This window comes from Nostoc sp. DedQUE12b (assembly GCF_034530835.1).
Taxonomy (GTDB): Bacteria; Cyanobacteriota; Cyanobacteriia; order Cyanobacteriales; family Nostocaceae; genus Nostoc.
The window spans coordinates 1-13,752 of sequence record NZ_JAVRCI010000006.1 but is presented as its reverse complement, the minus strand read 5'-3'; the positions used below and the strand labels follow the sequence as shown (position 1 = coordinate 13,752).

Here is a 13,752-nt window from a genome sequence, read left to right as displayed (position 1 = left end):
ATAGAATCAACAAATAAAATGCTTATCTGATAGGGATTGGCAGAAATATTCAGTACAGAGCTTCTGAACGATGTAGGGTGTATAGCAGGAGAAATGCAGATAGTAAAAGTGAGGAATTAAGTATGGCACTATATCTAGACTCCGCGATCGCATCGGAAGCTGAAGTTGTTAAGCTTTGGGGATGGGTAAAAGGTATTACAACAAATCCCACGCTGTTATCTCAAAGCGATACTCCACCAGAAACCACGCTCAAAAAATTGGTTTCCTTGACAAATGGCCCGTTATATTATCAACTTATGGCATCTGATAAAGCTGGGATGCTAGCTGAAGGTAGAAAAGCTTTAGAGATTATTGGTTCACAAACAATTTTGAAGATTCCTGCAACACCGTTAGGGTTTGAAGTGGTAGCGAGTCTATCACCAGAAATTACCTGTTCAGTGACAGCGATTTATAGTGCAGCCCAGGCAGCAGTAGCACGGGAAGCAGGAGCTAAAATTGCCATAGCTTATGTAAATCGAGCTACTCGATTGTTAGGTGATGGTATTGCTTTGGTGAGGGATATGGCTAGCGTACTCAAAGGCAGTGATATGGAAATCTTGGCAGCTAGTATCAAATCTCCTGAAGAAGCAGCCGCATCGTTACAAGCCGGGGCGGATCATTTAACTTTACCATTGGCAATGTTGCAGGCGATCGCAACTCATGAATTCTCCCAAAAAACTGTTGAAGAATTCGCTAAAGGAGGCATCGGTTTAACTAATGCGTAATATTTCGGCTCCTTTCGACTTCGCTCAAGGCAAGACGCTCAATACAAGTTCGTAATTTGGATGTATTCAATAAGTGAATTTAGCTAAACTATAAAAATCAAATTTACTCAACATTTCCAAAAAGGTGAATACCGCAGGTACTTGCAGAGCATTAGATAAAGTTGCAGTTGCAATGACTCTTTCAAGCGGTGCAGGTAAACTGTATACCTGCACCTTTGGTGGAATGGGTACAGCTGCTAAACGAGGCATAATAGCTGCTCTCAGTCCTTGATTCACCATACTAACGACTGTGGAATCTTCTTGAATGTCGGTAGCAGTATGGATTGGAATTGCTAAAGTCTTCAGGTGGTTGTGAAGAATGCGCCCACAGGGTGTACAAGGAAGCAAAACCGGCGGATAGGCTGCTATGTCTTCCCAAGTAATTTGCGAACTGCTAATTTTGCTATCTGGTGGTAGTAAAGCTACATACTCATCCCGAAAAATTTCCCAGGTTTCAAATTCTTCACCAGTTGGGAGACAGGTAATACCAATATCGGCACGTCCATCATGCAAACACTGCTCTACATCTGTGAAAGCAGCACACTCTATGATTGTGACAGCAATCTCTGGGAATTGATTGTGAAATTGAGCGATCGCTTTCGGTAATAGATGAGTAGCAACGCTCCGAAAAGCCGCAATTCGCACATGACCACCATGTAAACCTTTATGCAGGTTTGCTTCGTGTTGCATCATTTTTAGATGCTGCATTGCTTGACGCGCATGATACAAAATGCGCTCTCCAGCAGGTGTCAGCACAGCACCGTGACGACCTCTAGCAAATAATGGCACACCTAATTCTTCTTCTAGGGTGGCGATCGCATGACTAATTGCAGGCTGGGAAAGCTGCAATTCTAAGGCTGCCTCACTAAAATTACCACAATCTGCGACTGCAACTATGGCTCGGAGTTGGGAGAGTTTCATAGTCAATTGATGAGAACAAAAGTATACACATCCTGACTTCATTGTGGCAAAAAGGTTGTATTAGTGATTTTTCATATCTATAAATCCCATTTATAGAACCTATACAAGCCATGATTTGATTCCTAACTGAGATGTTGTTACTGTTTTATTTACTGAGCAACTTTCAGGAATAATTTTATGAACAATAACATTAGATGTCTATCAACAGAAGATATAGAAATAAATTGTAGTCCGTCATTCCAGAAAAAAATCCATTCAAACTTCTGGAAATCTCTGCATCTGATTTGGGAAAATTTTGTTAAAAAACTGCTAACCGATCCTAATGAATTACAAGTTTGGCAAAAGGTTGACCGCCACGGTAATATCTATTGGCAAGCTTACGACCCGGCAACCGGAAAATCTTTTTCTTCTGGTTCCGAAACTGATGTGTTTATGTGGATTGAACAACTTTATCGGTATTAAAAACATGACACAACTTACTTTGGTAATCGGCAACAAAAATTATTCATCTTGGTCACTTCGTCCTTGGTTAGCGATGAAGCAATTCGGTTTGGAATTCAATGAGATTCGGATTCCTCTCTATAACGACCCAGATTTTTCAGCAAAGGTTCGGCAATATTCGTCATCAGGAAAAGTACCTGTGTTATTGCACGATACGCAAACAGTGTGGGATTCTCTTGCTATTTGTGAATATCTAGCTGAAACTTTTCCAACCCTGCAATGGTGGCCAGAGGATAAGGCTGCAAGAGCATTAGCTCGTTCTGTCAGTGCAGAAATGCACTCAGGATTTCAAAACTTGCGTCAGAATATGCCGATGAACTGCCGTACTAAATATCCTGGTAAAGGTTTAGAACCTGGCGTACAACAAGACATTGACCGTATTACTAGTATCTGGCAAGAATCACGTCAAAAATTTAGGAATATTGGCAATTTTTTGTTTGGTAATTTCACAATTGCTGATGCGTTTTTTGCTCCAGTTGTCCTGCGATTTATTGCCTATGATGTGCAGTTAGATACTATTTCTAGAGATTATGCGGAGTCAGTTTTGGCACTTGCAGCAATGCAAGAGTGGATAAATGCAGCAAAGAATGAGACAGAAGTTATTCCCCAATATGAGTTTTAGTGAAATAGCAAATATGGAAAACATAAAGGGCAGAAATATTCTAATTAGAGATGCAAACCAAAGGGATATTCCTGCCATTATGGAATTGATTTACTTGAAAGCCGAATTTGATGGTTGTCCTGAATCTGTAGAAGCAACTCCTCAAAAACTAGAAATTGATTTATTTGGAGAAACGCCTCTTGCTTTTGTTCTTTTGGCTGAGGTTAATGGCGATACTATTGGGTTGGCAACTTATCACTTTATCTATTCAACTTTTTTAGCAAAACAGGGAATTTGGCTTGATGATTTATATGTCAAAGCTGAATATCGAAGCCACCGAGTTGGTCAGGCACTCATGCTACGCTTGCGCCAGATTGCCAAAGAAAATGGTTGTGGCAGAATCGATTGGACTGTAGCTGTGTCTAACGAGCGTGGAATCAATTTTTATGAAAGAATAGGTGCAAAGATTATGAATAAAGTAAAAGTATGTCGTTTAGCAGGGTAAGAGCATCTCAATCAGGCTTGACATAAGGAATCAGAATAATCTAATGCATTAGTGAAGTTATTGACAAATATAACTCTAGCTAGATGGCTAAGTAAATTGCATTTTATCAAGTTTCTTTAGAGCAAAAAATAATGAACTAATATGTAATGTTTGCAGTAATATACCATTTTCAATACCTTCAATTACTTTTTCTAGGGGTAATAAAACTACATCAATTTGTTCTGTTACGTCTAACTTTAAATCAGCTACACATTCCACATCTATTGCTAAAAAGCAATGAATTAGATTATTGTGAGTTGCTGAATTCGGTGAGAGTGTAGCCGTTTCAATAAAATTATTGCTTGTATATCCTGATTCTTCTAATAACTCACGTTTTGCCGCTTCCAATGGTGAAGTATCTTCTACTTCCATAGAACCACCAGGTAATTCTAAAACTGTTTTGTTAATGCCATAACGATATTGCTTTACTAATACAATTTCTTGATTTTTTGTTAAAGCTACAACATTTACCCATGTTGGATATTCCAGAACATAATAGGGGTCAACTATTATTCCATTAGGCATTTGGCAAGTATCAGAGCGTACTGAAATCCATTTATCTTTTACTATATGTCTAGATTTTAATACAATCCAATCAAATGAATTTCCCATATTTAAACCTCTATTTCTCTACTTTTTACAGTAATTATTTCTAGTAATTTTAAATTTGGTAAAGCTAGTACTATAGCCATTGGATGCTCAAGTTGCTGCCAGAAATGAAATGGTTGTTTGCCAGTAAAAGCAGCAATAAACAGCGTCATGACAGTGCCGTGCGACACAATAATTACATCACCAGTTGGAGTTTTGGCAATAATATTTTCTACAGCTTGCTGGAAGCGTTGATGAGCTTGCGTTGCTGTTTCCAATCCCATCACCAATTCGTCTGGTGTGGTGAAAAAAGCAGTCAGGGTTTCAATAAACTTTTTTTCTTTTATAAAACTAAGATTACTACGGTTATGTTCATTTAATCCTGCAAAAACTTCAACTGATTGATTAAATTTCTGGGCAAGAATTTGGACAGTTTCTATAGCTTTTGGCTCATTGCTAGCAGTTATAGTACTTGGTTGGAAATTTGCTAACCTTTGCGCTAACAACTCTGAGCGTTCTCGTCCTTCTGCTGATAATGGCCAGTCTCTAGCAGGCAATTTTGCTATTTTCTCTGGAAGCGAATGTCTAACCAGAATTAATCTTTGCACACTATTTTTATTGAAAGTCGCATTCATAAATAATTCATTAGATGCGCGTTGCTAAAATTACTGCATTTTTTGCTGTCACGCGGATTTCTGTGGCAGCAATCCGAGGATCTTTGAGCCAAAATTCCCTGATTGGATCTGTACGTCCCTGCCATTCTGGTGGCCAGTATTCTTCAGGTGTGAGATCGTCTAGTAAGATGAAGCCTCCAGGTTTGAGAGCAGTTATCAATGTCTGAGGTTCTGTGAGTTTTGCCTTTCCGCCATCGGCAAATAACAAATCGAAGGGAGTGTAGGTGAGCAAGTCGCGCCAGTCGCCTTGAAGTGCGTGGACATTAGACTTATCAGTAAATAGCTGTTGCACAACTTTGGCACGATCGCGATCGCTTTCAATAGTAATCAATGTACTATTTGGGTGTAATGCACTCACAATCCATGCCGCACCAACCCCACACCCGCTACCAATCTCGCCAATTTGACCCTGTGTGATGTGGCTGGTGAGGACATGCAACAGGCGACCAACTTCTGGGAGTGAGGATTGGGTAAACTCAAGTTGTGCAGCTAGAGATTCGGCCTGCTGCACTAATGATGGACTTGAGGCGACGGGATAAGTTGTCATGTCTACTCCTTCACCAAAACTTCTCGCAACACAACTGCTAAATCCTGCAATGCACGTTCACCATCTCCCACAAACGTTGAACCATGCATTGTCGCCAGTGTACGCGGCTTGAGTGCTGCTAATTCCTGGATAATGCGATTGGTATGTGTTGTGTATGGTATGTAATTGGGAAAAGGACTGGCTTCATAATTGACTATTGTTTGACGGAACCGTTCAATCACATCAGACTCAGTTATTGCTTCCACATCTCCAAACTGGTGGAAAAGGTCTGAGCAAAATAAGGTTTTATGACTAGTTTCCAAGAATAATCCTGCATCCCAACTGTGAGGAACTTGTGGTGTATGGTGAAACTGAAAACTATATTTACCAGTGTTTAAAACTTCAGCGTGTTGCATAATTTTGGATGGACGAATTGCAAAATCATCTACACTCACAAAGGCTGCTATGGGGCTACAAACTGTCTGAGCATTTGGCGCAAGGGACAGCCATTCATTTAGCGATCCACATTCATCAGCTTCAAAATGGCTAAAGCTAATCCAGCGAATTTGTGATGGGTCAATAATCTTTGCCACTGCATCATGTACTAGTGGAAACATCCCCTTTAAACCCGTATGAAATAATAATGGTTCTTCATCCTTCACTAAAAACTGGATGAATTGCATATCTATTTTTGGGTCATAGGTTGAGATGCGATAGATATCTGGGGCAATTTCGGTAATGCTAGTCACGTCGCTTCGCTCCAAATTCAAAATTCAAAATTCAAAATTCAAAATTAATGATCCCTATAAATAAATTTAGTTGCTCTGTATCCTTTTCGTTTTCGATCATAGTTTTAAAATTCACACTGGCAATAATGAAACATGGGCTGAAACTACCTTCCAGCCTTCGGTAAACCTGTACCAAGTCTGGCTTTGTCGCCCGAAACGCTCTACACCATTGATAATCCGGCGAAATTCTAATGTCACTGTTGCGGCATCTTTCCCAAAGGTGACAACCTTGAGATTCGAGATTTCTCGCTCTATTTTCGGGTTGGGTCGATTCTGACGAAAGTTACGAATTTCATCGTTACCATAGAGGTTTTCTGTGATGCCAAAGCGCACGACTTCAACCGCATCCCAAAACAAGCTATCCATCACCTCCAAATTGTTATTAGAAAGGGCTTCTTCGTACTTGAGGTACAAATCGGTTACTTTAGCTACAACAGTAGGGTCATTTATAGTAGTCATTGTTGTTACCAATTTTTGATGTTATGGCTGATTATGCACTCTTTTAAATCGTCAGAGCTATTTTTCTTTTAAGCTCCTTCAGTACGTAGATTTAAACGTACCAGATCGCGGAAGGTGGAGATTTGTTGCATAAAGAAGATTGAGCCTGCAATACAAATACTTGCACCAAGGATGACAGTATTACTACTACCAATTTTGCTTGCTAGTGCGCCAGCTATTAAGTTACCTATAGGTACTGCGCCTGTAGATGCCATAACGTAAAGACCGGTAATTTGTCCGCGATTTTCATCGCTCACCAGCAACTGAAGCAAAGTGCGTCCGGCAATTATTTGCAAAATAAAGCCGAAACCAGCTGCTAATAATGAAAGCAGTGAAAGCCAGAACACATGGGATAGGGCAAAGACAATTAAGCTTACTCCCATAAAACCTATACCCAATGCTAGAACTTTACCGGACTCTAGTACATTGCTATGCTTCGTTAAATAGATACCACCTGCTAAGGTTCCCAAACTGGAAGCTGTCATCAAGAAGCCGAAGGTGTTAGGGCCACCTTGCAAAATCTCCTTGGCAAAAATCGGCCCCAAAGCTAAATAAAATCCCCACACGCAGCAAACTAAAGCCGAACCAATTAAGACTGAGCGAATTGGCAAAAACCCAAAGGCATATTTAAAACTAGTTTTTAATTCTTCTAAAGGTTTGCGTTTGGGAATGACGGCTTTTCTGGATGTCAACCGTATTGCTAGGAGGGCAATAATTACAGCGATGTAACTAATGCTATCAATCAGGAAACATAGCCCCGATCCCAGCGCCACAATTAATAAACCTGCGATCGCAGGCCCCAACATACTCGTCACACTCACTAGCGAAGAGTACAAGGCAAAAGCATTACCGAGATTTTCCTTACCAACTGTTTCCGGAAGAAATGCCTGCCGAGTCGGAATGTCGAAGGCGTTAATAATCCCTTGCAGTACACCAAGAATTGCAATGTACTCAATATTAATCGTACCGCTTAGAGCTAGCCACGTTAGAGCTAAAGACTGAAGCATTCCCAAAATCTGGGCAACTAGTAGAATTTGATGACGATTCCAGCGATCGGCAATGATTCCACCCAGAGGAATCAATAGAAGTGTGGGAATTTGGCTGGCAAAGCCCACTAGACCTAGTAACCAAGCGGAATCGGTGAGGCGATATACTAGCCAACTAGTAGCCACTTGAGTCATCGACGTACCAATCAAAGAAATTGCCTGACCTGTGTAGTACAGGCGAAAATTTCTGGAACTAAAAGCACGGAGCATGACTTGTGATTTTTTTGATGCTTCCATATATCACCCTTGAGTAGTTCCCAGTTCTTAACCGTGAATAAAAAAGTAGGCAGTCATCGTAAAGGCAACAATCATGACAAATTTCCGAATTAAGTGGGGTTCAAGTTGACGAGCATAATGGGCACTTAAGTAACCACCAAGAGAGCCACCGACTGCCATCAAAATAGCTTGATGCCAAGCAATCACACCTGCAAAAAGAAATGGAACGATCGCAATACCATTGATACAACTCCCTAAAAATGTCTTGAAAGCATTCATTTTGTGAATACTTTTGATGCCTAAAAACGTTAGAGCTGCCAGCATTAAAATCCCTATACCTGCGCCGAAGAAACCGCCATAGATGGCGATCGCTAGTTGAGCCAGTACTAAATTAAACAACGGTACAGATTCCGGTGAGGTGTTCTGGTTTTGACGCTGCAACCACTTTTTGAACGGTTCGCCAAAGGTAAATACCAGGGTTGCTAGCAGCAATAGATAGGGAATCAGCTTTTTAAAGACATCTGGCGATGTATACAACAAGGCGATGGAGCCAATCATGCCACCAACTAAACTGACGCCACATAGAAGTAAAAAATCTCGCCGCTCAATGCCCAAATCTTGACGATATGCTCCAGCACTGGCTAGGGAAGCCACCCAAATTGCAGTATTATTGGTGGCGTTAGCTGCGATCGGGGGTACACCCGTAAAAATAAGAGTTGGAAACGTGATAAAGCTTCCACCACCCGCTACAGCGTTTAAGCCGCCTGCAATGAAAGCGGTACTAAACAACAGCAAGCTATGGATAAACGTTAATGATGGTGGCATTATTTTGAATTACGAATTACGAATTACGAATTATAAATTATAAATCTGGGAATATCACTTGGAGAATGGGCAATCAAGTCAGCACCATGAGCTTTTAATTCCTCCTCAGTTCCATAGCCATAGGTAACACCAATTGAAGCGATGTGATTGTGCTTGGCTCCAATGATGTCATGTGAGCGATCGCCTACCATCACCACACTAGAGGGTAAAAGTTTTTCTGTTAATAAAATATGGTGAATTAAGTCACCTTTTACGCTCCGCGTTCCGTCAAGTTCGCTACCATAAACACCATCAAAAAGCAATGATAAGCCAAAATATTCAATAATTTGCGTTGCATAAATATATGGTTTAGAAGTAGCAACAAAAGTTTTATAACCAGCAAAACGAATGGCTTTCAGGACTTCTGAAATTTGAGGATAAAGGGAGTTTTCAAATAATCCAATTGTGGCAAAGCGACGACGATAAAGTAAAATAGCTTGTTCAATTACTGTGCCATCCAAGGTATTGAGTAATTGCGAAAAGCTATCTTTCAGTGGTGGGCCAATACACCAATGCAATTCATCAGCATCCGGCGGTTTATAACCGAGTTCAGAGAGCGCATACTGAATGCAGCGAGTGATGCCAGGTTTAGGATCTGTCAAAGTCCCGTCTAAATCAAAAAGGACAGCGTCACAAAGCATATATTAATATCAAATTAGACCTAAGTGATTGATATGTAGTTTCATCAGCTTTTGCTTATCTGCGGATAAAAAAGTAAGAAGTAGCAGTAACACTGCACCTAACAGTCCACCAATCACGCTAACACCACCAAGGAGCCATGAGAGTTGTTGTGTCGGCAACTTATCATGATAGGCAGCCACGCTGGCAATGTATCCAGTAGATGACGCTAGCGTACTTGTTGCATTGGCATTGATAGCTGGTAGACCAGTTAGTAAAAGTGCTGGAAAAATAATCAATCCACCTCCTCCTGCAACTGAATTTAATACCCCACTGAGCCAAGCACTGAAAAATAGAAAACAAGCCTGGATTAAATTCAGACAAAATTGAGATTTTTATGATACAGAAGTTGGTGATTGAGCAATTATCTTTTGGATGATTTGTAGACGGTTATCTCGACGATTTTTGCTAGCAGCTTTGACTCTGTTGATGATTACTTCTGGTGCAGTTTCGGGTGAACCACTTTGAAAAGGCGGTTGAGGATTGTATTCTATTCCTAATTGAATCGATTGGGCGATCGCTTCTGTGAATAATTCCGCAGCTATGACTAGTCCAAAGTCAATTCCTGCTGTCACACCCCCACCTGTAATCCGATTGCGATCAATTACAACCCTTTGTTTTACTACCTCAACGCCCAATAATTCCAGCAAATCTAAGTATACCCAGTGAGTAGTGGCACGATACCCTTGGAGTAAACCAGCCGCCGCCAGTAGTAGAGAACCCGTGCAAACAGCTGTCACGTAGCGTGCTTGTTCTCCCTGAGTTTTCAGAAAATCGAGAAATTTGCTATCTTCCAGCTTGGCATCAATACCAGGCCCTCCCGGCACAAATAACACGTCTAAAGCTGGCGACTGAGTAAATGTCGTGTCAGGTAAAAAAGTGAGTCCGCGATCGCTTTGAATCGGTTCTAAAGTCTCCGCTAGCAGATATAATTGTGTGTCTGGTAGTTTGCTAAAAACCTCGTAGGGCCCAGTAAAATCTAACTGCGTCAGATTTGGGAATAGTACAATCCCGATAGATAGAGAAAAGGTTTGTTCTGTAGTAGTCATTTTTAGTAATTCATAATGATTTATTTTGGGTTTCTAGTAAGAATAGATGCTTGAATAAAGGCTTCTCCACTTAGCAAAGCAATCCCTAATGTGACAACACCAATCCCTATACTCTGAATCAAGTTTAAAGTTTCGTTAATGGTTATCCATGCCACTAACGCCGTCAATGCTGGACTGCTAGAGCCGATTATGGAGGCGGTAGATGCGCCAACCATCCGAATCCCCAGATTGTTTAAAGTATGTCCAAGAAAGCTAACAAGACCCGAAAATATGCTACCAATCCATAAAGGTGTCCAGTCAAGTTGTCCGCTTTTAGCTGGCCAAAACACTAAGCTAATACCAGAGAGCAGTAGAGTACAGGCAAAACTGATCCAGGTAAAGGGAACTGGATGGAATTTTTCCAAACATTTTTGAGCAATGATGCAATAAAAGGCATAAACGATCCCAGCGCCAAAACTAGCGAAAATGCCGATCGCAATGGTATGACTGCTGTAGGTGGCAGAAGATTGGGGAATGGTGAGAGTGCTTCCCACCAGAATAATAGCCATTACTAGCCAACGGAACAATGTGGGGCGATCGCCAAAAAACTTCCAAGATAGCAGCGCTGTAAATACGGGATAGGTGAAGAAAAGGGTCAAGGCAATACCTGTGGGAATCAAGCCAATAGCAATGTAGAGTGAGGCAATATACACAAACATCAGCACCCCACAGCCAAGAGCTTGGATTAGAACATCCCTGCGAACACGGGTAAACAAGTATTGGAGTTCTGTCCAAGCAGATGGATATAGCTTGAATGATAGAGATGCCATGAGTGGAACCACCAGCAGCATTCGCATGAACATCAGCAAGAATGAATTCTGCAAATCCGGTTTAACGTATCCACCAAGTAAAAATAAACCTAGTACGAGATGTTCTGAAAACAAAACTCGGACTGTAACGTTGTGAAACGTCAAAACAAAGGAGGATAGAAGAACCGTTAGGATGCCCAACACGATAAAAAGTTTCCTTAGAGACGACTTGATTGTATTGTTAAAACCACTGGAATAACAAACCAGATGAAGTTTGAGGAAATCAAAGCCGTCGCTTCAAAAACGCTGCCAGTTGTTCAATAGACTTCTTGGGATTGTGGGGAAAAGGGTAAGGGGTAAAGGGTAAAGGTATGGAATTTTCCCTTACCCTTTAACCTTTAACCTTTCCCCAACATCTTGGCAAAAGTTACTTTTGCAAGATGTCTAATCAAAACTATGCCAAGGAACCGACGCCCACAGGTTCAGGAGCAGTCCTTGTGGTGAACTGGTTCACCGGACGGGGCAAACCAAGATTTTCACGCAAAGTACTACCTTCATACTCAGTACGAAATATTCCTCGGCGTTGCAATTCGGGAATTACCAAGTCTACGAATTCCTCTAAACCTCCAGGTAGCCAAGGTGGCATAATGTTAAATCCATCAGCCCCACCATTGACGAACCAATCTTCTAGTTGATCGGCAATGTGTTCTGGTGTTCCGAGAATCGTTCGATGTCCCCGCGCTCCTGCAATCCACAAATACAGTTGCCGGATTGTTAAATTCTCTCTGCGGGCAAGATCGGTGATCAACTGCAAGCGGCTTTTGCCACCGTTGGTATCAGGCAGATCCGGCAACGGCCCATCTAGGGGATATTTGGACAAATCATGGCCACCCACTAGCCCAGAAAGCAGCCCTAATCCAACCAAGGGATGAATCAACTCCTGAAGTTGCTCATATTTATCCTTAGCTTCCTGCTCAGTTTTACCAATTACCGGGAATACCCCAGGCATAATTTTGAGATGGTCAGGGGAACGTCCGTATTTAGCCAATCTCCCCTTGACGCTAGCGTAGAAGGCTTGAGCTTCTGCCAATGTCTGTTGTGCAGTGAAAATCGCCTCTGCTGTTTGAGCAGCTAAATCCTGTCCAGCCTCAGAAGATCCAGCTTGTACGATTACTGGATATCCCTGCGGTGGACGCGCCACATTGAGCGGGCCGCGTACTGAGAAATATTTACCCTTGTGGTGGGGAACATGCAACTTTTCTGCATCGAAGTAAATACCTGACTCTTTATCGTGGAGAAAAGCATCGTCTTCCCAACTGTCCCAAAGTTTGGTGACAACATCCACAAATTCTTTCGCCCGTTCATAGCGTAGCGAGTGTTCTAGGTGGTTTTCTTGGCTGAAATTCTGCGCTGCGGCTTCAGCAGAGGAGGTTACGAGATTCCATCCGGCACGACCACCGCTGAGATAATCTAGTGATGCAAACTTACGGGCGAGATGATAAGGCTCATCATAAGTCGTTGATGATGTCGCCACCAACCCGATATTTTCTGTCACCGCAGACAGAGCCGATAATAAGGTTAAAGGTTCAAAATGGACACTGAATTGTCCCGAACGGCTAAAAGCCTCAGCCCCTTGTCCTCTATCCCAGACGGCTAAACCATCTGCGAGGAAAAGCATATCAAATTTACCCCGTTCAGCCGTTTGTGCCAGCTGCTTATAATGTTGGAAGTTCAGACCTCCATCAGCAGGGGTGTTGGGATGTCGCCATGCTGCAACGTGATGACCACTCCCAGGTAAAAATGCTCCGAGTTTAAGTTGTTTTTTTGTACTCATGTTTATATTTGCGAGGGCGTACTTATGCTTTTTTCGTTCTCCAGTTTGGAACAAGAAAATGTTAGTTATTAAGACTCTGGTCTTGTTGCTTGGATGGAGGGTAGTTTAGAGAATTCATCGTACCAACTAGCAAGTTTTGGATATTTCTGCCGCCATTGCAGATTGGGAAGGCGGATTTCTAGTCCAAGTGCAGAGGCGAGGGTTATATGAGCAAGTTTAGGAGTTTGGTCGAGTTTATCTGATATCTTCTCGAAGTAGTCTAAAATTCTCAACGCTCGCTCACGCTCAAACTCGATCGCCCCAGGAGACTGTTCGCTGTGGGGACGCCTTAACTCCCGTACCCAGACAGCAATGCCATCTATGAACCCACCAGTCATACCTTCAAGTTGCTGTAAAAAGCCATTAGATATGTCAGCAACTAGTTTAATTTCAGGATTTAAGTGATTCAGATAGACGCAAATTATACGTGTTTCACTCAAGATAAATCCGTCGTCAGTCGCTAGAGTTGGTATTTTACCTGTAGGGTTGTAATTCAGTAGGTCGCTGTTCGGATCTCGTGCAATGACTTTTTGCGTTTCGATCTGGTTGCTGAGATTCAATTCTATTATTGCTACCCGTGCAATGCGTGCATAGGGCGAGTTGGGTGTATAGAAGAGTTTCATAAAAAAGCGCGATCGTCATTAGTCAACAGAAGGTTAAGCCAGTAAAGGGCAGGGAACAGGGAAATGGAGTTCAAAGCCTCATTAATGGAGTTCAAAGCCTCATTAATGGAGTTCAAAGACTCATTAATGAAGCTCAAAGACTCATTAATGAAGCTCAAAGACTCATTAATG

18 protein-coding genes are annotated in these 13,752 nt (G+C 41.8%); 4 read left to right on the top strand and 14 right to left on the bottom strand.

Features of this window, described 5'->3' with window-relative positions; genetic code table 11:
- The first annotated feature begins 122 nt into the window (after nucleotides 1-122).
- A complete protein-coding gene (locus tag RMY16_RS04655; RefSeq protein WP_322735373.1) occupies nucleotides 123-764 on the top strand; it encodes a transaldolase family protein in 642 nt (213 codons plus the stop codon).
- A 66-nt stretch (nucleotides 765-830) separates the two neighbouring features.
- Here RMY16_RS04655 and RMY16_RS04650 read toward each other — a convergent pair whose 3' ends face one another.
- On the bottom strand, nucleotides 831-1,724 hold the full coding sequence (locus RMY16_RS04650; protein ID WP_322667795.1) for a LysR family transcriptional regulator: 894 nt from the start codon (nucleotides 1,722-1,724) through the stop codon (nucleotides 831-833).
- 177 nt (nucleotides 1,725-1,901) lie between these two features.
- Here RMY16_RS04650 and RMY16_RS04645 point away from each other — a divergent pair, with 177 nt between their 5' ends.
- From RMY16_RS04645 to RMY16_RS04635, 3 genes are read left to right on the top strand one after another with little or no spacing between them, the layout of a single operon-like run.
- Nucleotides 1,902-2,186, top strand: a complete 285-nt coding sequence (locus RMY16_RS04645; protein WP_322735372.1) for a hypothetical protein — start codon at nucleotides 1,902-1,904, stop codon at nucleotides 2,184-2,186.
- A 4-nt stretch (nucleotides 2,187-2,190) separates the two neighbouring features.
- A complete protein-coding gene (locus RMY16_RS04640; RefSeq protein WP_322735371.1) occupies nucleotides 2,191-2,847 on the top strand; it encodes a glutathione S-transferase family protein in 657 nt (218 codons plus the stop codon).
- The gene (locus tag RMY16_RS04635) at nucleotides 2,837-3,331 is read left to right on the top strand and encodes a GNAT family N-acetyltransferase (protein WP_322735370.1); all 495 of its coding nucleotides are present in this window, start codon (nucleotides 2,837-2,839) and stop codon (nucleotides 3,329-3,331) included. The genes RMY16_RS04640 and RMY16_RS04635 overlap by 11 nt, the downstream gene beginning before the upstream one ends.
- Before the next feature lie 87 nt (nucleotides 3,332-3,418).
- Here the strand turns inward: RMY16_RS04635 and RMY16_RS04630 are convergent, their stop codons facing one another.
- The 13 genes from RMY16_RS04630 to RMY16_RS04570 form a co-directional block, all read right to left on the bottom strand.
- On the bottom strand, nucleotides 3,419-3,982 hold the full coding sequence (locus RMY16_RS04630) for an NUDIX hydrolase (RefSeq protein WP_322735369.1): 564 nt from the start codon (nucleotides 3,980-3,982) through the stop codon (nucleotides 3,419-3,421).
- A gap of 2 nt (nucleotides 3,983-3,984) precedes the next feature.
- Nucleotides 3,985-4,593 (bottom strand): histidine phosphatase family protein, encoded by a 609-nt coding sequence (locus tag RMY16_RS04625; protein WP_322735368.1) that lies wholly within the window; start codon nucleotides 4,591-4,593, stop codon nucleotides 3,985-3,987.
- Nucleotides 4,594-4,603: 10 nt separating this feature from the next.
- Complete coding sequence (locus RMY16_RS04620) at nucleotides 4,604-5,179, bottom strand: O-methyltransferase (protein ID WP_322735367.1); 576 nt, start codon at nucleotides 5,177-5,179, stop codon at nucleotides 4,604-4,606.
- 2 nt (nucleotides 5,180-5,181) lie between these two features.
- A complete protein-coding gene (locus RMY16_RS04615; RefSeq protein ID WP_322735366.1) occupies nucleotides 5,182-5,907 on the bottom strand; it encodes a hypothetical protein in 726 nt (241 codons plus the stop codon).
- Nucleotides 5,908-6,018: 111 nt separating this feature from the next.
- Nucleotides 6,019-6,405, bottom strand: coding sequence for an oxalurate catabolism protein HpxZ (gene hpxZ, locus RMY16_RS04610; protein ID WP_322735365.1), 387 nt, complete (start codon nucleotides 6,403-6,405; stop codon nucleotides 6,019-6,021).
- A 68-nt stretch (nucleotides 6,406-6,473) separates the two neighbouring features.
- A complete protein-coding gene (locus tag RMY16_RS04605; RefSeq protein WP_322735364.1) occupies nucleotides 6,474-7,727 on the bottom strand; it encodes an MFS transporter in 1,254 nt (417 codons plus the stop codon).
- 27 nt (nucleotides 7,728-7,754) lie between these two features.
- On the bottom strand, nucleotides 7,755-8,531 hold the full coding sequence (locus RMY16_RS04600) for a sulfite exporter TauE/SafE family protein (RefSeq protein ID WP_322700518.1): 777 nt from the start codon (nucleotides 8,529-8,531) through the stop codon (nucleotides 7,755-7,757).
- Nucleotides 8,532-8,554: 23 nt separating this feature from the next.
- On the bottom strand, nucleotides 8,555-9,211 hold the full coding sequence (locus RMY16_RS04595; protein WP_322735363.1) for an HAD family hydrolase: 657 nt from the start codon (nucleotides 9,209-9,211) through the stop codon (nucleotides 8,555-8,557).
- A 9-nt stretch (nucleotides 9,212-9,220) separates the two neighbouring features.
- Nucleotides 9,221-9,559 carry a TSUP family transporter gene (locus RMY16_RS04590; RefSeq protein ID WP_322735489.1) on the bottom strand — a complete coding sequence of 113 codons (339 nt, stop codon included), beginning with the start codon at nucleotides 9,557-9,559 and terminating at the stop codon, nucleotides 9,221-9,223.
- 24 nt (nucleotides 9,560-9,583) lie between these two features.
- Entirely contained in the window at nucleotides 9,584-10,297 is a 714-nt protein-coding gene (locus RMY16_RS04585; RefSeq protein ID WP_322735362.1) for a DJ-1/PfpI family protein, read from the bottom strand.
- A gap of 20 nt (nucleotides 10,298-10,317) precedes the next feature.
- Nucleotides 10,318-11,289, bottom strand: coding sequence for a DMT family transporter (locus RMY16_RS04580; protein WP_322735361.1), 972 nt, complete (start codon nucleotides 11,287-11,289; stop codon nucleotides 10,318-10,320).
- A gap of 250 nt (nucleotides 11,290-11,539) precedes the next feature.
- A complete protein-coding gene (locus tag RMY16_RS04575; RefSeq protein ID WP_322735360.1) occupies nucleotides 11,540-12,919 on the bottom strand; it encodes an LLM class flavin-dependent oxidoreductase in 1,380 nt (459 codons plus the stop codon).
- 68 nt (nucleotides 12,920-12,987) lie between these two features.
- Nucleotides 12,988-13,581 (bottom strand): glutathione S-transferase family protein, encoded by a 594-nt coding sequence (locus RMY16_RS04570; RefSeq protein ID WP_322735359.1) that lies wholly within the window; start codon nucleotides 13,579-13,581, stop codon nucleotides 12,988-12,990.
- Nucleotides 13,582-13,752 lie beyond the last annotated feature (171 nt).